The organism is Rhodococcus sp. HM1 (assembly GCF_023218075.1).
GTDB lineage: Bacteria > Actinomycetota > Actinomycetes > Mycobacteriales > Mycobacteriaceae > Rhodococcus.
Genome location: NZ_JALPTB010000008.1, coordinates 1 through 21475, shown reverse-complemented (window position 1 = coordinate 21475; position 21475 = coordinate 1). Strand labels below are relative to the sequence as shown.

At 68.8% G+C, this 21475-nt stretch carries 19 protein-coding genes; 11 read left to right on the top strand and 8 right to left on the bottom strand.

Annotation, left to right across the window (positions count from 1 at the left end; genetic code table 11):
- Positions 1-144: 144 nt before the first annotated feature.
- Positions 145-2070 (top strand): asparagine synthase (glutamine-hydrolyzing), encoded by a 1926-nt coding sequence (gene asnB / locus M1M07_RS06565; protein ID WP_248673624.1) that lies wholly within the window; start codon positions 145-147, stop codon positions 2068-2070.
- Positions 2071-2139: 69 nt separating this feature from the next.
- Here the strand turns inward: asnB and M1M07_RS06560 are convergent, their stop codons facing one another.
- The gene (locus M1M07_RS06560; protein ID WP_197254062.1) at positions 2140-3111 is read right to left on the bottom strand and encodes a carbohydrate kinase family protein; all 972 of its coding nucleotides are present in this window, start codon (positions 3109-3111) and stop codon (positions 2140-2142) included.
- 145 nt (positions 3112-3256) lie between these two features.
- Positions 3257-3607: an iron-sulfur cluster assembly accessory protein gene (locus M1M07_RS06555; RefSeq protein WP_197254061.1), complete on the bottom strand. Its 351-nt coding sequence runs from the start codon at positions 3605-3607 to the stop codon at positions 3257-3259.
- Positions 3608-3805: 198 nt separating this feature from the next.
- On the opposite strand from M1M07_RS06555, the gene M1M07_RS06550 reads away from it, so the two are divergent.
- Positions 3806-4504 carry a DUF3043 domain-containing protein gene (locus M1M07_RS06550; protein ID WP_248673623.1) on the top strand — a complete coding sequence of 233 codons (699 nt, stop codon included), beginning with the start codon at positions 3806-3808 and terminating at the stop codon, positions 4502-4504.
- A gap of 27 nt (positions 4505-4531) precedes the next feature.
- Here M1M07_RS06550 and M1M07_RS06545 read toward each other — a convergent pair whose 3' ends face one another.
- The gene (locus M1M07_RS06545; RefSeq protein WP_197254059.1) at positions 4532-4741 is read right to left on the bottom strand and encodes a hypothetical protein; all 210 of its coding nucleotides are present in this window, start codon (positions 4739-4741) and stop codon (positions 4532-4534) included.
- 120 nt (positions 4742-4861) lie between these two features.
- On the opposite strand from M1M07_RS06545, the gene cobT reads away from it, so the two are divergent.
- A complete protein-coding gene (gene cobT / locus M1M07_RS06540) occupies positions 4862-5980 on the top strand; it encodes a nicotinate-nucleotide--dimethylbenzimidazole phosphoribosyltransferase (RefSeq protein ID WP_197254058.1) in 1119 nt (372 codons plus the stop codon).
- Positions 5980-6729 (top strand): adenosylcobinamide-GDP ribazoletransferase, encoded by a 750-nt coding sequence (locus M1M07_RS06535; RefSeq protein WP_197254057.1) that lies wholly within the window; start codon positions 5980-5982, stop codon positions 6727-6729. The genes cobT and M1M07_RS06535 overlap by 1 nt, the downstream gene beginning before the upstream one ends.
- Positions 6730-6827: 98 nt before the next feature.
- Here M1M07_RS06535 and M1M07_RS06530 read toward each other — a convergent pair whose 3' ends face one another.
- Together M1M07_RS06530 and gcvT are read right to left on the bottom strand one after the other, a co-directional pair.
- Complete coding sequence (locus M1M07_RS06530; protein WP_197254054.1) at positions 6828-7940, bottom strand: branched-chain amino acid aminotransferase; 1113 nt, start codon at positions 7938-7940, stop codon at positions 6828-6830.
- Positions 7941-7972: 32 nt separating this feature from the next.
- Positions 7973-9073 (bottom strand): glycine cleavage system aminomethyltransferase GcvT, encoded by a 1101-nt coding sequence (gene gcvT, locus M1M07_RS06525; RefSeq protein WP_248673622.1) that lies wholly within the window; start codon positions 9071-9073, stop codon positions 7973-7975.
- A 99-nt stretch (positions 9074-9172) separates the two neighbouring features.
- Here gcvT and M1M07_RS06520 point away from each other — a divergent pair, with 99 nt between their 5' ends.
- The 5 genes from M1M07_RS06520 to M1M07_RS06500 all read left to right on the top strand — a co-directional run bounded on the left by M1M07_RS06520 (position 9173) and on the right by M1M07_RS06500 (position 15533).
- Complete coding sequence (locus M1M07_RS06520; protein ID WP_248673621.1) at positions 9173-10687, top strand: leucyl aminopeptidase; 1515 nt, start codon at positions 9173-9175, stop codon at positions 10685-10687.
- 263 nt (positions 10688-10950) lie between these two features.
- Entirely contained in the window at positions 10951-12693 is a 1743-nt protein-coding gene (sucB, locus tag M1M07_RS06515; RefSeq protein WP_248673620.1) for a 2-oxoglutarate dehydrogenase, E2 component, dihydrolipoamide succinyltransferase, read from the top strand.
- A 174-nt stretch (positions 12694-12867) separates the two neighbouring features.
- Positions 12868-13647, top strand: coding sequence for a lipoyl(octanoyl) transferase LipB (gene lipB, locus M1M07_RS06510; RefSeq protein ID WP_197251011.1), 780 nt, complete (start codon positions 12868-12870; stop codon positions 13645-13647).
- A 76-nt stretch (positions 13648-13723) separates the two neighbouring features.
- Positions 13724-14734, top strand: a complete 1011-nt coding sequence (lipA, locus tag M1M07_RS06505) for a lipoyl synthase (protein ID WP_197251010.1) — start codon at positions 13724-13726, stop codon at positions 14732-14734.
- A gap of 58 nt (positions 14735-14792) precedes the next feature.
- Positions 14793-15533, top strand: a complete 741-nt coding sequence (locus M1M07_RS06500) for a DUF4191 domain-containing protein (RefSeq protein ID WP_197251009.1) — start codon at positions 14793-14795, stop codon at positions 15531-15533.
- Positions 15534-15714: 181 nt separating this feature from the next.
- Here M1M07_RS06500 and M1M07_RS06495 read toward each other — a convergent pair whose 3' ends face one another.
- Positions 15715-16191 (bottom strand): RDD family protein, encoded by a 477-nt coding sequence (locus M1M07_RS06495; protein WP_197251008.1) that lies wholly within the window; start codon positions 16189-16191, stop codon positions 15715-15717.
- A gap of 211 nt (positions 16192-16402) precedes the next feature.
- On the opposite strand from M1M07_RS06495, the gene glnA reads away from it, so the two are divergent.
- The gene (gene glnA / locus M1M07_RS06490; RefSeq protein ID WP_197251007.1) at positions 16403-17839 is read left to right on the top strand and encodes a type I glutamate--ammonia ligase; all 1437 of its coding nucleotides are present in this window, start codon (positions 16403-16405) and stop codon (positions 17837-17839) included.
- 153 nt (positions 17840-17992) lie between these two features.
- Here glnA and M1M07_RS06485 read toward each other — a convergent pair whose 3' ends face one another.
- Complete coding sequence (locus M1M07_RS06485; RefSeq protein ID WP_248673619.1) at positions 17993-19549, bottom strand: amino acid permease; 1557 nt, start codon at positions 19547-19549, stop codon at positions 17993-17995.
- Between the two features lie 218 nt (positions 19550-19767).
- Here M1M07_RS06485 and M1M07_RS06480 point away from each other — a divergent pair, with 218 nt between their 5' ends.
- Positions 19768-20277, top strand: a complete 510-nt coding sequence (locus tag M1M07_RS06480) for an Lrp/AsnC family transcriptional regulator (RefSeq protein ID WP_248673618.1) — start codon at positions 19768-19770, stop codon at positions 20275-20277.
- 83 nt (positions 20278-20360) lie between these two features.
- Here M1M07_RS06480 and M1M07_RS06475 read toward each other — a convergent pair whose 3' ends face one another.
- Positions 20361-21449: a Glu/Leu/Phe/Val dehydrogenase gene (locus M1M07_RS06475; RefSeq protein ID WP_248673617.1), complete on the bottom strand. Its 1089-nt coding sequence runs from the start codon at positions 21447-21449 to the stop codon at positions 20361-20363.
- Positions 21450-21475 lie beyond the last annotated feature (26 nt).

Here is a 21475-nt window from a genome sequence, read left to right as displayed (position 1 = left end):
GCGACGTCACAGCGACTTTCCGGGTATGCGCGCTCCGCTCGATTTCCCGCACTGCGGCATACTCCACATGACGAACGTCGGCCCTCGCGGGAAAGTTCCCGATGGGTCCGGCACTCCCCTACTGGAATCGAGGTAACGGACGCCGTGTGCGGATTGCTCGGGCTACTGACCACTGACGGCACCAGCGACGACGCCGTCGCACTGGTCGACTCCGCCATGCACTGTCTGCGGCATCGCGGACCGGACGAGCACGGCACCTGGCACGACGACGACCTGATCTTCGGATTCAACCGCCTGTCGATCATCGACATCGCGCATTCGCATCAGCCGCTGCGCTGGGGACCGCAGGACCAGCCCGACCGGTACGCCCTGACCTTCAACGGCGAGATCTACAACTACCTGGAGCTGCGCAAGGAACTCACCGAGGAACACGGCGCCGTCTTCGCGACGGAGGGTGACAGCGAGACGATCGTCGCGGCGTTCCATCACTGGGGTGCGGACGCGGTGCGTCGCCTGCGCGGCATGTTCGCGTTCGCCGTCTGGGACACCCACACACGGGAGCTGTTCCTGGCCCGCGACCCGTTCGGCATCAAGCCGCTGTTCCTGGCGACCGGTTCGGGCGGGACCGCGTTCGGCAGCGAGAAGAAGAGCCTGCTCGAGCTGGCCGGTGCGATCGGCATCGGCACCGACCTCGATCCGCGGGCGATCGAGCACTACACCGTGTTGCAGTACGTTCCCGAACCGGAGACGCTGCACCGGCAGATCCGTCGCCTCGAGTCCGGCTGCTACGCGCGGGTCCGGCCCGGTAGCGAACCGGAGATCACCCGGTACTTCCAACCGCGCTTCCCGGTTCGGCCGTTCGCCGCCGGCCGCGAACAGGATCGGTACCGCGAGATCGCCGAGGCGCTCGAGGATTCGGTCGCCAAGCACATGCGTGCCGACGTGACCGTCGGGTCGTTCCTGTCCGGCGGCATCGACTCGACGGCGATCGCGGCGCTGGCCAAGCGGCACAATCCCGACCTCATCACGTTCACCGCCGGTTTCGAGCGGGAGGGCTATTCCGAGGTGGACGTGGCCGCCGAGTCGGCGGCCGCGATCGGGGCACGCCACATCGTGCGGGTGGTCTCCCCCGCCGAGTTCGCCGCGGCGATCCCGGAGATCATCTGGTACCTCGACGACCCGGTCGCCGATCCGGCGCTGGTGCCGCTGTGGTTCATCGCCAAGGAGGCCCGCAAGCACGTCAAGGTGGTGCTGTCCGGTGAGGGCGCCGACGAGTTGTTCGGCGGCTACACGATCTACCGCGAGCCCATCTCGCTCAAGCCGTTCGAGTACCTTCCGGCAGGACTGCGGCGTGCCGTCGGCAAGCTGTCCGAGCGGATCCCGGAGGGCACGCGCGGCAAGTCGCTGCTGCATCGCGGCTCGATGCCGCTCGAGGAGCGGTACTACGGCAATGCACGCAGCTTCAACGACGCGCAGCTGCGGTCGGTGCTACGCGATTTCCGCCCCGAGTGGACCCATCAGGACGTCACGGCACCGATCTACGCGCGGTCGGCCGGGTGGGATCCTGTGGCCCGCATGCAGCACCTGGACCTGTTCACATGGCTGCGCGGCGACATTCTCGTCAAGGCCGACAAGATGACGATGGCGAATTCGCTGGAGCTGCGCGTCCCGTTCCTCGATCCCGAGGTGTTCCGGGTGGCCTCGCAGATTCCGCTCGAGCAGAAGATCACCAAGCAGACGAGCAAGTACGCGCTGCGGCAGGCGCTCGAGGGAATCGTTCCGCCGCACGTGCTGCACCGCGCGAAGCTGGGCTTCCCGGTGCCGCTGCGGCACTGGCTGGCCGGCACCGAGCTGTTCGACTGGGCGCACCAGCAGATCGCCGAGTCCGGCACCGACCACATCTTCGACAAGGCCGCGGTCGCGCGGATGCTGAACGAGCACCGCGACGGGGTGTCCGATCACAGTCGTCGACTGTGGACGATCCTGTGCTTCATGGTGTGGCACGGCATCTTCGTCGAGAAGCGGATCGTGCCGGAGATCCAGGAGCCGGTCTACCCGGTCAGCCTGTAGGCGCTGACGGCCCGTGTGCCTTTCTGGCGGTGGGAGCCCCCAGAAAGGCACACGGGCGGCGAAGCCGCACTACGGCAGCAGCGCGCCGATCTCCTCGGCAGCGACCTCGCCGTACGCGTCGGTCAGGCGCTTGAGGGCGTCGGCGCGGTCGAACGTCCACTCCTGGGTGCCGGTGGTCTCGAGCACGTAGACGGCGACGAGGCAGCCGAGCTGGGCGGCGCGTTCGAGGCTCAGGCCGCCGCGGTGACCGAGCAGGAAGCCGGCGCGGAAGGCGTCGCCGACACCGGTGGGGTCGACCTTCGCGCGCTCGGGCACGACGCTCACGCGGACCCAGTTGCCGTCCGAATCGACGATCTCGACGCCGTCGCCGCCGAGAGTGGTCACCCGCAGCCCGACCTGTGCGCGGATCTCGTCCTCGGTGAGGCCGGTCTTCTGCTGCAGCAGACCCCACTCGTACTGGTTGGTGAACAGGTACGCCGCGCCGTCGATGAGCCGGGCGGCCTCGTCACCGCTGAGGCGGGCGAGCTGCTGGGAGGGATCGGCCGCGAACGCCACGCCCAGTTCCCGGCACTCGTCGGTGTGACGGGCCATCGCCTCGGGATCGTTGGCGCCGATCAGCACCAGGTCGACGCCGTGCGTCTCGACGACCTCGGCGAGGGAGATGTTGCGGGCTTCGGACATCGCGCCCGGGTAGAACGAGGCGATCTGCGCCATGTCCTCGTCCGTGGTGCACACGAAACGGGCGGTGTGCGCGGTGGTCGACACCAGCACCGAGTCGCAGTTCACGCCGTTGGACTCGAGCCAGGCCCGGTACTCGGCGAAATCTGCGCCGACCGCGCCGACGAGCACCGGGTCACCGCCGAACACGCCCATGGCGTACGCGATGTTCCCACCGACACCGCCCCTGCGGACCACGAGGTCGTCGACGAGGAAGCTCAGCGAGATGTGGTTGAGCTGGTCTGCGAGGAGTTGCTCGGCGAATCGACCGGGGAATCGCATGAGGTGGTCGGTCGCGATGGAACCGGTCACGGCAATGGTCACGGTGCTGTGCCTTTCGACGGGTGCAGGAGTGCGGGCCTCACCAGGGCACGGAGGTCACGGCGAGGTCGGGAAAGCCGGGCTCACACGCTACCCGCAGACGACAGGGCCCCGACACCTCACGGTGCCGGGGCCCTGTCGAGCGGACTCAGTTGAACGAATCGCCGCACGCGCACGAGCCGGTGGCGTTCGGGTTGTCGATGGTGAAGCCCTGCTTCTCGATGGTGTCGACGAAGTCGATCGACGCACCTTCGACGTAGGGGGCGCTCATGCGGTCGACTGCGAGCGTGACGCCGCCGAAGTCCACAGTGAGATCACCGTCGAGAGTCCGGTCGTCGAAGAACAGCTGGTACCGGAGTCCGGCGCAGCCGCCGGGCTGCACTGCGATCCGCAGCGCGAGGTCGTCGCGGCCCTCCTGATCGAGAAGAGCCTTCGCCTTGGCGGAGGCGGCCTCGGTCATGATGACGCCGTGAGTGGCGGTCTCGTCCTGCACAGTCATGGGCGCTCCCTGGTGGTTCGTGTCAAGCAGTCGTTGCTGGAGGTCGTGTCGAGACGACCCCGATGAGTCAACGGTACCGCGCGTACATCTATTCCTCACCCACTGCGGGGCGTTGTCTCCGTCTCGCCACCGACCTCTCCACCGATCGAGACCTGGGGTGATTTCCCCACGTGTCCGGATATCCCATAGCCTGGAGAGGTGAAGTTGCTACGCCGCGGGAGTTCCGACGAATCCGACAGCCACGACTCTTCGTCGTCCGGCAGCGCCGACGTCGCCGCGTCCGAGGTCACGCCTGCACAGTCCGGCACCCCGGTGTCCGGTGGCAAGGAGACCGCGGGCAAGGGACGGCCGACGCCCAAGCGCCGCGAAGCCGAGGGCCGTCGCCGCGGCCCGGTGGCGCCCGCACCGCTGACAGCGAAGGAGGCGCGCGAACGCAAGAAGGCCGCGCGCAAGTCCATGTCGAAGGACGAGCGCAAGGCTCAGGCCGCCGAACGCCGCGCCGCCGCCTCCGAGCGACGGAACCGGATGCTTGCGGGTGAGGAGAAGTACCTGCTCCCCCGCGACCGCGGTCCCGTCCGCGCGTACGTGCGCGACCTCGTCGACAGCCGCCGCAACCTCGTGGGCATGTTCATGCCGCTGGCGCTGGTGCTCATCGCCACCATGTTCCTGGGCCCGGTCATCCAGCAGTACGTCACGCTCGCGATGTTCGTGATGATGCTGCTGATGGTCATCGAGGGCATCTACCTCGGCCGGATGATCAACAAGAAGGTGCGGGCCCGCTTCCCCGACGCGACCGAGGGCGGTTTCGGTCTCGGGTGGTACGCGTTCGTGCGCGCCTCGCAGATCCGCAAGCTGCGTGCACCCCTGCCTCGGGTCAAGCCCGGCGACGCGGTCTGACGGGCGGCACGGTCCGACGTTCGGGATTCAGTGGTGGGGCGCACCGCGCGCCGCCATCACGAACCGTTCTTCTCCGGCCACAGGTTCCTCCGATTTCCGGGGGTCCTGTGGCCGGAAGTGGTTGAGGCGCAACCAGGCTTTGCGCGCCCATCGGGCGGCTCCGTTGCTGCGGGCGGCCGGTTCGGTTCCGAACGCCACGACGAGCATGAACACGACGATCACGGCGAATTCGAACATGGTCCGATCCTGCGCTCGCGCCACTGCCGCCGACAGTGGCAGATACGACATCTCCCGTCGAATTCCTGCCAATTCTGCGGTTGGTAGCGTCTACCCCGATCACTTCTCGAAAGGTGCACTGTGAGCAGCGAACCCGCGCCGACCTCTCCCGGCCTCGACGCCACCTTCCCTCCCGTCGTCAGCCCCGACCGGGAGATCCGTCGACGCGCCGACGCCCGCCAGCTCGCACTCACCAAGCCCGCCGGCTCGCTCGGCCGACTCGAGGACCTCGGCTGCTGGATCGCCTCCTGCCAGGGTGAAGTCCCGCCGCACCCGTTCCGGCGACCGCGCGTGGTGGTGTTCGCCGGCGACCACGGCATCACCCGCCACGGCGTCTCGGCGTATCCGGCGGAAGTCACCGCGCAGATGGTCGCGAACTTCGTGGCCGGTGGCGCCGCCGTGAACATCCTCGCGACCGTCGCCGGGGCCGGGGTGCGGGTCGTCGACATCGCCGTCGACTCCGACACGGACCCGTCGGTGTCGGAGTTCAAGATCCGCCGCTCCAGCGGCTCCATCGACCGCGAGGACGCGCTCACCGAGGACGAGACGATCCGGGCGATCGCCGCGGGCCGGGCGATCGCGGACCGGGAGATCGACGAGGGTGCCGACCTGCTCATCGCCGGTGACATGGGCATCGGCAACACCACTCCCGCGACCGTGCTCATCGCGACGCTCACCAACACCGAACCGGTCGCCGCGGTCGGCCGCGGCACCGGCATCGACGACGCCGGCTGGATGCGCAAGGTGACCGCGATCCGCGACGCCATGCGCCGCGCCCGCCCGCACACCCGCAATCCGATCGCGCTGCTGCGCACGGCCGGCGGCGCGGACTTCGCCGCGATGGCCGGGTATCTCGCGCAGGCGTCTGTGCGCCGCACCCCCGTGCTGCTCGACGGTGTCGTGGTCACCGCGGCTGCGATGGTCGCCGAGGAACTCGCCCCCGGAGCTCGCGATTGGTGGGCGGCCGGGCACCGGTCCGCGGAACCCTCGCACGCGATCGCACTGCGTCACCTGAATCTCGAACCGATCGTCGACCTGGGCATGCGGCTCGGGGAAGGATCCGGCGCGGTCACGGCGCTGCCGGTGCTGCAGGGCGCAGTGACGGTGCTCGCACAGATGGCCACGTTCGACGAGGCCGGCATCAGCGGACGCGACACGGATTCCGACGAGGCCACCGTTCCCGATCCGCGCGACGAGTGATGGGCGGGCTGCCGCTCGCACTGTCGTGGCTGACGGTGCTGCCGGTGCGCGGTCCCGCCGACATCGACCGGGCGGCGGCGGCTCGCGCGATCCGCGCCGCCCCGGTCACCGGCATACTGCTCGGCGCCGCGGCGGCCGGGGTGCTGTGGTTGCTGCTCGCCGCCGGGTGCGCTCCCCCGCTCGCGGGATTGCTGTGCGTCGGGTTCCTCGCGGTCGCCACGCGCGGCATGCACATCGACGGTCTCAGCGACACCGCCGACGGGCTGGGTTGCTACGGCCCGCCAGAGCGGGCCCGTGAGGTCATGCACTCGGGGGGTGCGGGACCGTTCGGCGTCGCCACCCTGGTGGTGGTGCTCGGGGCGCAGGCGTGGTCGTTCGGGATCCTCGCCGAGGCCCGCGCGTGGCCGGCGGTGGTGCTCGCGGTCGCGGCGGGACGGATCGCGGTGGTCCTCGCGTGCCGGAACGGGATCGTCGCGTCCCCCGGGAGCGGGTTCGGTGCGCTCGTCGCCGGAACCCAGTCGTGGGCGAGCGTGTTCGGCTGGCCGCTGCTCGCCGCGGTCGCCGGGGTGTGGTGCGTGCCGGCGACCGCGTGGCTCGGCCCGATCGTGGTTCTCGTCGCGCTGGCGCTGTCCGCACTCTTCGTGCGGCACTGCGTCGTCCGCTTCGAGGGGGTGAACGGCGACGTGCTCGGCGCGGCACTCGAGGGCACCGTCGCCGCCGTCGCGATCACCCTCGGCGCCGGACTCTGACTCCCGGATACGATGACCTTCCCCGGCAGACCCACGAACGCACAACGGGCGCGACCGTCGGTGACGGTCGCGCCCGTGGCGTCTTCGTACGGTGTCGGCTACTGAGCGGCGCGCAGCGTGGTCATCCAGCCGTGGGTGTCGGCGAAGGTGCCGCGCTGGATACCGGTCAGCGTGTCGCGCAGCGCCATCGTGATCGGGCCCGGCTCGCCGCCGGCGATCGAGAACTCCCCGTCGGCGTCCTTCACACTGCCGACCGGGGTGATGACCGCCGCGGTACCGCACGCGAACACCTCGGTGATCTCGCCGGATGCGGCCTTCTCGCGCCACTCGTCCGTGCTGATACGACGTTCCTCGACGACCAGACCGGAGTCCTTCGCGAGGGTCAGCAGCGACTCGCGGGTGATACCGGGCAGCAACGAGCCGGACAGTTCGGGGGTGACCAGCCGGGCATCGGCACCGGACCCGAACACGAAGTACAGGTTCATGCCGCCCATTTCCTCGACGTACTTGCGTTCGATCGCGTCGAGCCACACCACCTGATCGCAGCCCTGCTCCGCGGCGTGGGCCTGCGCGACCAGGGACGCGGCGTAGTTCCCGGCGAACTTCGCGGCACCGGTGCCACCCGGCGCGGCGCGCACGTATTCGCGCGAGAGCCACACGCTCACCGGCTTGACACCGCGCGGGAAGTACGCGCCCGCCGGGGATGCGATGAGCAGGAACTTGTACTCGTGGGCCGGGCGCACCCCGAGGGCCGGTTCGGTCGCGAACACGAACGGCCGCAGGTACAGCGACTCCTCACCACCGGCCTTGGGCACCCACTCGTGGTCGACCTCGAGCAGTTCGACGATGGCGCGGTGGAACAGCTCCTCCGGCAACGCCGGCATCGCGATCCGCTCCGCGGACCGGTTGAGCCGTGCCGCGTTCGCGTTCGCGCGGAACGACGAGATGGACCCGTCCGCCTGCCGGTAGGCCTTCAGTCCCTCGAAGATGGCCTGCCCGTAGTGCAGCACCATCGCCGCGGGATCGAGCCGGATCGGGCCGTACGGCTCGACCGTCGCGTCGTGCCAGCCGGTTCCCTCGGTGTAGGTGATCGTCACCATGTGGTCGGTGAAGAAGTTCCCGAAGCCCGGATTCGACAGAATCTCCTGCCGACGCTCGGGGGTCGTCGGCGAAGGATGCGGGATGTGGGCGAATTCCAGGACACCGGTCATGAAAGCCGATCCTATCGAACGCCCCTGCTCCCCTACTTCGTGTGGTCCTCGACGAACGGTGGAACGACCAGCTCGGCGCGCAACGACCGGCCCCGGACGTCCACGGCGACCTCGTCACCGGCGGACAGACCGGCAGCGCTGTCGATCAGCGCGAGCGCGATACCGACCTTGAGGGTCGGTGAGAACGTTCCGGAGGTCGTCACGCCGACACGCTCGCCGTCGCGCAGGACCGTCTGGTCTTGGCGCAGGACACCGCGGTCGAGAGCGCGCAGACCCCACAGCCGGCGTGCGGGTCCGGCCTCCTTCTCGGCGAGCAACGCCTCCCGGCCCCAGAATTCCGGCTTCTTCCAGCCGACGGCCCAGCCGCAGCGGGCCTGCAGCGGCGAGATCGACGTCGACAGTTCGTGTCCGTGCAGCGGGTAACCCATCTCGGTGCGCAGGGTGTCGCGGGCACCGAGCCCGGCGACCTGGCCGCCGGCGGCCTGCACCGCGGACACGAGCGCGCGGAACAGCGGCTCGGCGTCGGCCCAGCGCGGCAGCAGCTCGAAGCCGCGTTCACCGCTGTAGCCGCTGCGGCACACCCGCACCGGCACACCGTTCCACTCGGCGTCGACGAACGCCATGTACTCGATATCGGTGGGCAGTCCCAGACCGGTGAGGATGTCGGCGGCCTTCGGTCCCTGCACGGCGAAGACGGCGTGGTCGCGGTGCTGATCCGTCACGGTGACACCGGCCGGCGCGACCTTCGCGAGCGCGGCCACGACCGCCGCGGTGTTCGCGGCGTTCGGCACGAGGAACAGCTCGTCGTCCGACACGTAGTACACGATGAGGTCGTCGACGACTCCCCCGGATTCGGTGCAGCACAGCGTGTACTGGGCCTTGCCCGGCCCGATCTTCGACAGGTCGTTGGTCAGCGTCGAGTTCACGAACGTCGCGGCATCCGGACCGGCGACCAGCGCCTTGCCGAGGTGGCTGACGTCGAACAGGCCGACGTTCTCCCGGACCGCGGTGTGCTCGGCGACCGTGCCGGCATAGGAGACGGGCATCTCCCACCCGCCGAACGGAGCGAAGGTCGCACCGAGTTCGACGTGGACGGCGTGGATCGGGCCCTGCTGAAGTTGCTGGTCGCTCATGTCGCATGACGGTATCCCACGTGCCGGGCCGGGACCGCCTCCACGGCTTCGAACCCGACGATCACTAGCATCGACGCAACGCCACCCTCTGCATAGGAGATGCCCGTGAGTGCCCCCGCTCCCACCCTCCCGGAACTCGTTCTCGCCGGGTCCCTCTCGAAACGAGCCGATGTTCTCGTGATCGGACTCACGTCCGGAGACGACGGTCCCGAGGCGCTGCTCGGCGGCGTCGTCGACGAAGCCGTGCTCGGCGAGGTGCTCGACGCCGTGACCGCGGTCGGCGCGACCGGCAAGTCCGAGGAACTGACCCGGGTCCCCGCCCCGGCGGCGCTGCCGGTGACGAGCGTGCTGGCAGTCGGTCTCGGTGCCGCCGACAAGATCGACGCCGAGCAGGTGCGACGCGCCGCCGGCTCCGCGGCACGGGCCCTGAACGGTGCCTCGGTCGTCGCGACGACGCTGTCCGAGGTGGATCTCGGTGCGGCCGTCGAAGGCTTCGCCCTCGGCGCGTACACGTTCACCGAGTTCCGCTCCGCGAAGTCCGCGCCGGGCGACGACGCGCGCCCGCCGGCCCGCATCGAGTTCCTGGTGGCCTCGCCCCGTGCCCGCGAGACCAAGGCCGCGCTGACCCGGTCGGCCGCGATCGCCGAGGCCGTCGCCACCGCCCGCGAATTCGTCAACACCCCGCCGAGTCACCTGTACCCGGCGGAGTTCGCCGACCGCGCGAAGGCGCTCGGCACCGCGGCGGGCCTGAAGGTCGAGGTGCTCGACGAGAAGGCCCTGGCCAAGCAGGGCTTCGGCGGCATCGTCGGTGTCGGGCAGGGTTCGTCGCGTCCGCCGCGGCTGGTGCGGCTGAGCTACTCGTCGAAGAAGCGCAAGGCCCCGAAGGTCGCGCTGGTCGGCAAGGGCATCACGTTCGACACCGGTGGCATCTCCATCAAGCCCGCCGCGGGCATGGAGAACATGACCTCCGACATGGGCGGTGCGGCCGCGGTGATCGCGACCGTCGTGCTCGCCGCGAAGCTCGGTGTGGCCGCGGACGTCACCGCGACCGTCCCGATGGCCGAGAACATGCCGTCGTCGACGGCGCAGCGTCCCGGGGACGTGCTCACCCAGTACGGCGGAACGACGGTCGAGGTGATCAACACCGACGCGGAAGGTCGCCTGATCCTGGCCGACGCGATCGTGCGTGCCTGCGAGGACGAGCCCGACTACCTGATCGACACCGCCACGCTGACCGGCGCGCAGATGGTAGCGCTGGGCACCCGCACCCCGGGTGTGATGGGCACCGACGAGTTCCGTGACCGGGTCGCGGAGCTGTCGCGGTCCGTCGGGGAGAACGGCTGGGCCATGCCGCTGCCGGCGGAGCTGCGCGCCGACCTCAACTCGCGGGTCGCGGACCTGGCGAACGTCACCCCGCACCGGTGGGGCGGGATGCTGGCGGCCGCGATCTTCCTGAAGGAATTCGTCCCCGAGGGTGTGCAGTGGGCGCATCTGGACGTGGCGGGTCCGGCGTTCAACACCGGCGGTCCGTTCGGCTACATCGGCAAGGGCGGGACCGGTGTGCCGGTGCGCACGATGTTCGCGGTCATCGAGGACATCGCAGCCAACGGCTGACCTCAGGCGTGCCTTCCGGGTGCCTTCGAGTGCCCGGAAGGCACGCCCGGTGCAACGTGACGTGCCCCTCGCCGTACACCCGGAAGTGATCAGTGCAAGGATGGTCGAGGCCATGCCTGCCGGGTGTGGACCGTACGCACCAACGAAGTACCCGCGCGAGTCTTCGGGCTCGAGCACAATAGTCAACGACCACACAATGGTCGGACGACCACGAGTCGGTACAACTCAACACACACGAAACAACCGTCGAGGAGTCAACAGACATGGCCTTCTCCGTCCAGATGCCAGCGCTTGGTGAGAGCGTCACCGAGGGAACTGTCACGCGATGGCTCAAGCAGGAAGGAGACACGGTCGAAGTCGACGAGCCCCTGCTCGAAGTCTCCACGGACAAGGTCGACACCGAAATCCCGTCCCCCGCTGCCGGTGTCCTGGTGAGGATCGTCGCCCAGGAGGACGACACCGTCGAGATCGGTGGCGAGCTCGCCGTCATCGGTGAGGCCGGCGAGGCCTCTGCTCCTGCCGCCGCCCCGGCTCCGGCCGCGGCCGAACCCGCCGCCCCGGCTCCGGCTGCGGCCGAACCTGCCGCTCCGGCTCCGGCCGCCGAGGCCCCCGCCGCTGCCGCTCCCGCACCCGCCCAGGGCGGCGCCGCGAACGGCACCCCGGTCACCATGCCCGCACTCGGCGAATCCGTCACCGAAGGCACCGTCACCCGCTGGCTCAAGGCCGTCGGCGACGAGGTCGCGGTCGACGAGCCCCTCCTCGAGGTCTCCACCGACAAGGTCGACACGGAAATCCCGTCCCCTGTCGCCGGCATCCTCCTCGAGATCAACGCCCAGGAAGACGACACCGTCGAGGTCGGCGGACAGCTCGCCGTCGTCGGCTCCGGCGCACCCGCCGCAGCAGCACCCGCCCCGGCCCCGGCCGCACCTGCCCCGGCTCCGGCTCCGGCCGCACCTGCCCCGGCTCCGGCCGCCCAGGCTCCGGCTCCGGCACCGGCGCCCGCGCCGGCTGCGCCGAAGCCCGCTGCGGCTCCCGCGGCTCCGGCTGCGGCCGCACCCTCGGGTGAGGCGACGCCGTACGTGACCCCGCTGGTCCGCAAGCTCGCCGCCGAGAACGGCGTCGACCTGTCGACCGTCAAGGGCACCGGTGTCGGCGGACGTATCCGCAAGCAGGACGTGCTCGCCGCGGCCCAGGCTGCGAAGGCTCCCTCCGCTGCCGCCCCGGCCGCTGCGGCGCCGACGGCGCCGGCGAACGCGCCGGGTGTCCGCCCCGAGCTCGCGAAGCTGCGCGGCACGACCCAGAAGGTCAACCGCATCCGCCAGATCACCGCGGTCAAGACCCGCGAATCGCTGCAGAGCACCGCGCAGCTCACGCAGACCTTCGAGGTCGACGTCACCAAGATCGCGCAGCTGCGGGCGCAGGCGAAGAAGTCGTTCGCCGAACGCGAGGGCGTGAACCTCACCTTCCTGCCGTTCTTCGCGAAGGCCGTGGTCGAGGCGCTGCGGGTGCACCCGAACATCAACGCGTCCTACGACGAGGCCAAGAAGGAGATCACCTACCACGCTGCCGAGCACCTCGGCATCGCCGTGGACACCGAGCAGGGCCTGCTCTCCCCGGTGATCCACAACGCCGGTGACCTGACCCTCGGCGGCCTCGCCCGGGCGATCGTCGACATCGCCGACCGCGCCCGCAACGGTGGGCTCAAGCCCGACGAGCTGGCCGGTGGCACGTTCACGATCACCAACATCGGCAGCCAAGGCGCGTTGTTCGACACCCCGATCCTGGTTCCGCCGCAGGCGGCGATGCTCGGCACCGGCGCGATCGTCAAGCGTCCGGTCGTCGTCAAGGACGAGGCGGGCAACGAGTCGATCGGTGTGCGGTCGATGTGCTACCTGCCGATGACCTACGATCACCGCCTCATCGACGGCGCCGACGCCGGCCGCTTCCTCACCACGGTCAAGCACCGTCTCGAGGAAGGCGCGTTCGAGGCCGATCTCGGTCTGTGACCCGGTGACCCGTTCCTGCGGGTGACCGAAAGCCTCACGTAGCGGGGCGATGCCGCACCGGCATCGCCCCGCTACGGGTGTTTCCGCGACCGATCGAAGGCGCCCGAGAAATCGTTCCCTCGGCGAAGCGCCTCCCCTTCTGACCGCTCACCGGACGGCGTAGGGTCGACATACATGAGCAGCGCCACAGCTTCCGCCCGACTCGATCCGAATCCCGTCGTCGTTGCCCGCCTGGGGCTGATCGGTTACCTCGAAGCATGGGAGCGTCAGCGTGAACTCGCTGCCGAGCGCGCCGAGGGCATCGGCGCCGACACGCTTCTCCTGCTCGAGCATCCGCCCGTCTACACCGCCGGTCGGCGCACCGAGGACGGCGACCGGCCCAAGGACGGCACACCGGTGATCGACGTCGACCGCGGCGGCAAGATCACCTGGCACGGGCCGGGTCAGCTCGTCGGGTACCCGATCGTGCGGCTCGCCGAGCCGATCGACGTCGTGGACTATGTGCGACGTCTCGAGCAGGCCCTGATCACCGTGTGTACCGACATGGGACTGCGGTGTGGACGCGTCGAGGGCCGTTCCGGGGTGTGGCTGCCCGCCGAACTGCGCGACGGCCGGTGGCTTCCCGAACGCAAGATCGCGGCGATCGGGATCCGGGTCCAGCGCGGCGTCGCGATGCACGGGTTCGCCCTCAACTGCAATTCCGCGCTCGACGCGTTCGACTCCATCGTTCCGTGCGGCATCCGCGACGCGGGCGTCGCGTCGCTGACGGGCGAACTGGGCCGCGACGTCACCGTCGACGAGGTGACCGACGCCGTGACGACCGCGGTCGTCGATGCGCTCGACGGGAAGCTTCCGGTCACCGAGCACGACATCGAGCGGGTCACGTTCGAGCAGGCCGTCGCCGCGTCCGAGCCGCCCGCGCAGCGCCCCGAGTTCACCACCATGCGGTTCTGACGGCTTCCTCGAGGCGGCCCCGGCCGGGCGCTCCCCGGCCGGGGCCGAACCTTTCCCCGGGCGTACGATCGGATCCGTGACTGTGGCCCCAGAAGGACGCAAACTGCTGCGGATCGAGACCCGAAACGCGCAGACGCCGATCGAACGCAAACCGAACTGGATCAAGACCCGGGCGAAAATGGGCCCGGAGTACACCGAGCTCAAGGGCCTGGTGCGCAGCGAAGGTCTGCACACGGTCTGTGAGGAAGCCGGCTGCCCCAACATCTACGAATGCTGGGAGGACCGCGAAGCGACCTTCCTCATCGGCGGCGAGCAGTGCACCCGACGCTGCGACTTCTGCCAGATCGACACCGGTAAGCCCACCGCCCTCGACCGCGACGAACCGCGCCGTGTCGCCGAGTCCGTTCAGGCGATGGGCCTGCGCTACTCGACCATCACCGGTGTCGCCCGCGACGACCTGCCCGACGGCGGCGCCTGGCTCTACGCGGAAACCGTCCGGAAGATCCACGAACTGAACCCGGGCACCGGCGTCGAGAACCTCATTCCCGACTTCAACGGCAAGCCCGAGCTTCTGCAGGAAGTGTTCGAGTCCCGTCCCGAGGTGCTCGCGCACAACGTCGAGACCGTTCCGCGGATCTTCAAGCGGATCCGCCCGGCGTTCCGCTACCAGCGGTCCCTGGACGTGATCACCGCCGCCCGCGAGTTCGGTCTGGTCACCAAGTCCAACCTGATTCTGGGCATGGGCGAGACCCCCGAGGAAGTGACCGAGGCGCTGCACGACCTGCACGACGCCGGCTGCGACATCGTGACCATCACCCAGTACCTGCGTCCGTCCCCGCGGCACCATCCGGTGGAGCGGTGGGTCAAGCCCGAGGAGTTCGTCGCGCACTCGAAGACCGCCGAGGAGATCGGCTTCGCGGGCGTGATGGCCGGACCGCTGGTGCGTTCGTCCTATCGCGCCGGTCGCCTCTACGCGCAGGCGATGGCCCATCACGGCCGCGAGTTGCCCGCGGGCCAGGCGCATCTCGCGCAGGAGGGCACCGCGTCGCAGGAGGCGAGCTCGGTTCTCGCCCGCTTCGGGCAGTAGCCGGAGACGGGACCCGTGGTGGCGAGGACGCCATCACGGGGAACGTATCCTGATAAGCATGGCGAACGGCAGCAAACCCACCAAGGAAGCGAAAGCCGCGGCGAAGGCCGCGCGCAAGCAGGCATCGAAGGAGCGGCGCACGCAGCTCTGGCAGGCCTTCCAGATCCAGCGCAAAGAAGACAAGCTTCTGCTGCCGTGGATGATCGGTGTGCTCGTCGCGTCGATCGTCGTGTTCTTCCTGATCGGCCTGATCTTCGGGCTGCAGTGGTTCTTCCTGCCGATCGGCATCATCGTCGGCGCGCTGCTGGCGTTCATCGTCTTCGGTCGCCGCGTGCAGAAGACCGTCTACGCGAGAGCGGAGGGCCAGGCCGGTGCGGCCGCGTGGGCGCTCGACAACCTTCAGGGCGCGTGGCGCGTGACCCAGGCCGTTGCCGGCACCACCCAGCTCGACGCCGTGCACCGCGTGATCGGTCGTCCCGGCGTCATCCTGGTCGGTGAGGGCTCGCCCGGCCGGGTGAAGGGTCTCATCGCGCAGGAGAAGAAGCGCGTGGCACGACTGGTCGGCGACACCCCGATCTACGAGGTCGTGGTCGGCAACGACGAGGGCCAGGTGGAGCTGTCGCAGTTGCAGAAGCATCTGTCGAAGCTGCCCCGCAACATCGACACCAAGCGCATGGATGCCATCGAGGGCCGACTGTCGGCGCTGAGCACCAAGAAGTCCGGTCCCGCGATGCCGAAGGGTCCGTTGCCGCCCGGCGCGAAAATGCGCAGCGTGCAGCGCACGATCCGCCGACGCTGACGAGAACGCGAACGAGAAGGGCCGCTCCCGATCACGGGAGCGGCCCTTCTCGTTGTGTCAGGTCGTCGTGTCAGGTCGTCTCCGATCCGCGCCTCGGAATCCGTCCACGCTTTCGGAATTCGCCCACGCTGCAGTGTGAGCGACTTCGTACTCACCGCGTCGATTGCCGGGACCGAAAGCCCTAGCGGCTGCGGACGACGGCGGTCTGGGTGGCCCGATCCTGCAGGCCGCGGTTGTCGAGGTCGGTGACCAGCGCGGGGGCGATGAACACGAGGAGCAGCTGACGCGACAGGGCGCGGATGATGCCGACCCGCACCGGAGCGTCGACCCGCGCGACCTGCAGGCCGGCGATGTACTGGCCGGGGGTGAACGAGAACAGCGTCACGCACAGGACGCCGACGACGAACCAGACGATCAGGGTGTAGGCGGACAGGTTCGAGCTCTCGAGCGGGTTCTCGCCGACGAGCAGCATCGCGACACCCATCGCAGTGAACCAGTCGATCATCAGAGCGAGCACACGCTTGCCCGTGGTGGCGAGCGATCCGGGTCCGTTCTGCGGGAGTCCGAGCAGCTGCCCGGGATAGTCCTGCTCGCGCTGCTGGTCCTTCGGCAGTGCCGCCGAGGGACCGGAAAGCCAACTGCCCGTCATCCGTGCCATGCGTCCAGGATAGGCTGTGCACCGCCCTAGAAGGGCGAGCCCGTGTACCGCCGGTGACCTTTACCACAACCTGTGCCCTCACCGCAGGACGACGCGAGGTGTAACACTGGCGAAACATGGGTTTGATGGGCGGGCAACACCGAGTCCATACCGTCTGCATTCGACGCAGGCGCCCATCACACTGGCGCGCACCGACTGAAGGAGCACAAGCGTGGCGTTCACCACGGCCGAAGAGGTCATCAAGTACATCGCGGACGAAAACGTCGAGTACGTCGATATCCGCTTCACCGACCTGCCCGGCATCGAGCAGCACTTCTCGATCCCCGCGAAGGCATTCAACCAGGATGTTTTCGAGGACGGCCTGGCCTTCGACGGATCCTCGGTCCGCGGCTTCCAGTCCATCCACGAGTCGGACATGCTCCTCCTCCCGGACGTAACCACCGCGCGTATCGACCCCTTCCGCGCCGCCAAGACCCTGAACGTCAGCTTCTTCGTCCACGACCCCTTCACCCGCGAGTCCTACTCGCGCGACCCGCGCAACGTCGCCCGCAAGGCCGAGGAGTACCTGAAGTCCACCGGCATCGCCGACACCGCGTTCTTCGGTGCCGAGGCCGAGTTCTACATCTTCGACTCCGTCTCCTACGACTCGAAGATGAACGGCGCGTTCTACGAACTCGACTCGATCTCCGGCTCCTGGAACACCGGCAACGAGTACAACGCCGACGGCACCCCGAACCGCGGCTACAAGGTGCGCCCGAAGGGTGGCTACTTCCCGGTCGCCCCGTACGACCACTACGTCGACCTGCGTGACGAGATCTCCACCAACCTGCAGCTCGCCGGCTTCGAGCTCGAGCGCGGCCACCACGAGGTGGGCACCGGCGGCCAGGCCGAGATCAACTACAAGTTCAACACGCTGCTCGCCGCGGCCGACGACCTGCAGCTGTTCAAGTACATCGTCAAGAACACCGCGTGGAAGAACGGCAAGACCGCCACCTTCATGCCGAAGCCGCTGTTCGGCGACAACGGCTCGGGCATGCACGTCCACCAGTCGCTGTGGAAGGACGGCAAGCCGCTGTTCCACGACGAGGCCGGCTACGCGGGCCTGTCGGACGTCGCCCGCTGGTACATCGGCGGCATCCTGCACCACGCGCCGTCGCTGCTCGCCTTCACGAACCCGACGATCAACTCGTACCACCGCCTGGTTCCGGGCTACGAGGCTCCGATCAACCTCGTGTACAGCCAGCGCAACCGCTCCGCCGCGGTCCGCATCCCGATCACCGGCAACAACCCGAAGGCCAAGCGCCTCGAGTTCCGCGCGCCGGACTCCTCGGGCAACCCGTACCTGAACTTCGCCGCGCAGATGATGGCCGGCCTGGACGGCATCAAGAACAAGATCGAGCCGATGGCTCCGGTCGACAAGGACCTCTACGAGCTCCCGCCGGAGGAGGCCAAGAACATCCCGCAGGCTCCGACGTCCCTCAACGCGGTCATCGACCGTCTCGAGCAGGATCACGAGTACCTCACCGAGGGCGGCGTGTTCACCACCGACCTGATCGAGACCTGGATCTCGCTCAAGCGCGAGCAGGAGATCGCTCCGGTCAACCTGCGTCCGCACCCCTACGAGTTCCAGCTGTACTTCGACTGCTGAGTCGCGTAGGTCGCTGACCACAGCGATTCACGAATCGGTCCGCTCGCCCTCTCCGGGCGAGCGGACCGATTCGTTTTTGCGCAGCTACCCGAACAAGGCTCGTGCGCGTTTCCGGTAGCTGGTGCTACCGGAAACGCGCACGGGTACGGGCGGTTACACCGGTTCGGGTTGCGGGACCTCGCGCGGTTCGGAGACCTGCTCGACCTCGTCGACCCGCCGCTGCTCTGCTCGCAGTCGCTGTCCGAGGACCGACTTGCGGCGACCGTAGGCGAAGTACACCACCACACCGATGGCCATCCAGGCGACGAACCGGATCCAGGTCTCGACGGACAGGTTCAGCATCAGCCAGCCGCAGGCGAGCACCGCGAGGATCGGCACCAGCGGCACCATCGGGACGCGGAAACCGCGCGGCAGGTCCGGACGGATCCGGCGGAGAACCATGACACCGATGCACACGAGCACGAACGCGAACAGCGTGCCGATGTTGACCATTTCCTCGAGCACACCCATCGGGAACACCGCCGCGAGGACGGCGACGACGGCGCCGACGATCAGGGTGATGCGCACCGGGACGCCCTTGTGGTTCGTGGTGGCGAGCTTCTTCGGCATGAGTCCGTCACGGGACATCGCGAACAGCACGCGGGTCTGGCCCAGCATCATCACCATCACGACCGTGGTGAGGCCGGCGAGGCCGCCGATGTTGATGGCCATCTGCGCCCACGTGATGCCGTGTGCCTCGAACGCGGTGGCCAGGGTGGCGCTGCCGTCACCCACGAGGGCGCTGCCGGTCCGCAGATCGGTGTACTTGACCATGCCGGTGAGCACCAGGGTGACGCCGACGTAGAGGACGGTGACGATGGCGAGCGATCCGAGGATGCCGCGCGGAAGCGACTTCTGCGGGTTCTTCGTTTCCTCGGCGGTGGTGGCGACGACGTCGAATCCGATGAAGGCGAAGAACACCAGGCTCGCCGCGGCGAGGAGGCCGTACCAGCCGTAGGTGCTGCCACCGGCGCCGGTCAGCGCCGAGAACAGGGACTGGTGGACGCCGGTCGCGGTGGTCTGCGTTTCCTCGGCCTGCGGAATGTACGGCGCGTAGTTGCTCGCCTTGATGTAGAAGACGCCGACGGCGATCACGAGCAGCACGACCGCGACCTTGATGGCGGTGACGACCGCAGACACCCGCGAGGACACCTTGGTACCGACGGCGAGGATGACGGTGATCGCACCGACGATGAGCAGTGCACCCCAGTCGAATGCGAGGGGCCCGAGATGCATCGTGGTGTGTTCACTGCCGCCGAACAATCCGCCGAGATACATGGACCACCCCTTCGCGACCACGGCGGACGCCAGGGCGAATTCGAGGATCAGGTCCCAGCCGATGATCCAGGCGACGAACTCGCCGAACGTCGCGTACGAGAAGGTGTAGGCGCTGCCGGCGACGGGAACCGTCGAGGCGAACTCCGCGTAACAGAGGGCGGCGAGGCCACAGGTGATGGCGGCGAGAACGAAGGCCAGCGAGATCGAGGGGCCGGCCACGTTCCCGGCGGTGCGGGCGGTGAGGGTGAAGATGCCGGCGCCGACCACGACGGCGACACCGAATACGGTCAGATCTTTCGCGGTGAGTTCACGCTTGAGCCTCGAACCGGGTTCATCGGTGTCCGCGATCGATTGCTCTACAGATTTGGTGCGCCAGATGCCGACTCCGGGCATGTTGTGCTCCTCGGTGTGGGTTGTATTGCCCCACCGGACCTCGTGGGTAGCCGGGGGCGTTCGCTCACAGATGGCGCTTCATGCTGCGTCGATGAGAGATTCTGTGAGCATTTCTATGCAGCAATCATGGCACCAGCGAGAATGGTGTCAATATCTTCTTCAACAGCTATGCACTATGCTCAACTAGTGACCCGCATCACAGTGGAAAGGATGTCACCGTGCTCAGTCTCGACCGTCTCGACGCGGCCCTGCTCGCCGAGCTCACCGACAACCCTCGCGCCGGGATCGTCGACCTGTCGGCGAAGCTCGGCGTCGCACGCAACACCGTCCAGTCGCGCATCCGGAAGCTCGAGGAGTCGGGAGCCGTGACGGGATACCGGCCGGTCGTCGACCTACCGAAGCTGGGCCTGCCACTGCAGGCGTTCATCGGCGCCGAGCTCGTCCAAGCCCGCATGGGCCACGTGATCGCCGAACTGGAACGGTTCCCCGAGGTGCTCGAGGTGCACGCGACCACGGGCCGGGAGGACCTGCTGATCCGCATGGCCGCCCAGTCGCAGGAGAACCTGCTGCAGGTGCTCGAACGCATCCACTCGATCGAAGGCGTCGCACACACCACCACGACGCTGGCCCTGACGACGCCTGTGGCGTACCGGACGCAGCCTCTGCTCGATCAGCTCACCCGCGGTGCCGGTCACGGCCGTTCGACGCCGGTCGCGGACCTTCCCTGACGGCGACACACGGACGGACGCAACGAGGCAGGGGAGCCGCCGTAGCGACTCCCCTGCCTCTGTTTCGTATTACTGCATCGATGTCACGCTGCGTCGATGCGCTGCTCCGCGATCCGGTTCGCGGCGGCGCCGAGCCCGGTGCCCAGAACCCGTGCCATCTCGAAGATCTCGGAGGTGCGGTCGAAGATCGCCTCGACGTCGGAACGCACGGCCGCCGCGTCGAAACCGTCGACCTCGCCCGCCACCTGGATCAGGCCGCCGGCGTTGGCCACGTAGTCGGGCACCCACGTGATCCCCCGCTCCCCCAGCAGGTTTTCGACCTCGGGGGACGCGAGCTGGTTGTTCGCCGCGCCGCACACGAGCCGCGCGTCCAGGGACCGGGCCGTGACCGGCGAGAGCGTGCCGCCCAGCGCACACGGCGCGTAGACGTCCAGCGGCGCCTCGACGACACTGTCGGCGACCCGCACGTTCGGGAAGTCCGCGACGACGCGTTCGATCGCGGCCGGATTCACGTCGGAGACCACCACGTGGGCGCCGTCCGCGGCGAGCAGGCCGACAAGCGAATACCCGACCTTGCCGAGACCCTCGACGCCGACGACACGTCCGTCGAGATTCGGTGCGCCCCAAACGTTCTCGGAACCGGCACGCATCGCCTGGAACACGCCGAGCGCGGTGAGCGGGGAGCTGTCCCCGGATCCACCGGCCGCAACGGTCCGGCCGACCGCGTGGGCGGTGCTGCGGCCGACGACGTCGAGGTCGGAGGCGAAGGTTCCCACGTCGGCGGCGGTGATGTAGCGACCGCCGAGGGAGTCGACGAACCGGCCGTACGCGGCGAGCAGCGCCTCGGTCTTGTCCGTGGTCGGGTCGCCGATGATCACGGCCTTGCCGCCACCGAGGTTGACGCCGGAGACCGCCGCCTTGTAGGTCATTCCCCGCGAGAGGCGCAGCACGTCGTCGAGCGCCTGCCGCTCGTCGGCGTACGGGTAGAAGCGGGTGCCGCCGAGCGCGGGTCCGAGTGCGGTGGAATGGATCGCGATGATCGCGCGGAGCCCGGTCGCGGCGTCCTCACAGAACACGACCTGTTCGTGCGGGCGATCCGACAGGTTGCGGGACCGGCCGAAGACTCCTGCTGCGGTGTCCTCGAGGGGGCGGATGACGGTGGGGGTGCTCACGCGACGGATTCCTTTCGGGCGGTGGG

Excerpts from the sequence above, each read along its gene's own strand:
- M1M07_RS06555 (WP_197254061.1), bottom strand. The coding sequence starts at position 3,607 with ATGACTGTGCAGGACGAGACCGCCACTCACGGCGTCATCATGACCGAG.
- M1M07_RS06545 (WP_197254059.1), bottom strand. The coding sequence starts at position 4,741 with ATGTTCGAATTCGCCGTGATCGTCGTGTTCATGCTCGTCGTGGCGTTC.
- M1M07_RS06535 (WP_197254057.1), top strand. The coding sequence starts at position 5,980 with ATGGGCGGGCTGCCGCTCGCACTGTCGTGGCTGACGGTGCTGCCGGTG.
- M1M07_RS06530 (WP_197254054.1), bottom strand. The coding sequence starts at position 7,940 with ATGACCGGTGTCCTGGAATTCGCCCACATCCCGCATCCTTCGCCGACG.
- gcvT (WP_248673622.1), bottom strand. The coding sequence starts at position 9,073 with ATGAGCGACCAGCAACTTCAGCAGGGCCCGATCCACGCCGTCCACGTC.
- M1M07_RS06520 (WP_248673621.1), top strand. The coding sequence starts at position 9,173 with ATGCCCGTGAGTGCCCCCGCTCCCACCCTCCCGGAACTCGTTCTCGCC.
- sucB (WP_248673620.1), top strand. The coding sequence starts at position 10,951 with ATGGCCTTCTCCGTCCAGATGCCAGCGCTTGGTGAGAGCGTCACCGAG.
- lipB (WP_197251011.1), top strand. The coding sequence starts at position 12,868 with ATGAGCAGCGCCACAGCTTCCGCCCGACTCGATCCGAATCCCGTCGTC.
- M1M07_RS06500 (WP_197251009.1), top strand. The coding sequence starts at position 14,793 with ATGGCGAACGGCAGCAAACCCACCAAGGAAGCGAAAGCCGCGGCGAAG.
- M1M07_RS06495 (WP_197251008.1), bottom strand. The coding sequence starts at position 16,191 with ATGGCACGGATGACGGGCAGTTGGCTTTCCGGTCCCTCGGCGGCACTG.
- M1M07_RS06485 (WP_248673619.1), bottom strand. The coding sequence starts at position 19,549 with ATGCCCGGAGTCGGCATCTGGCGCACCAAATCTGTAGAGCAATCGATC.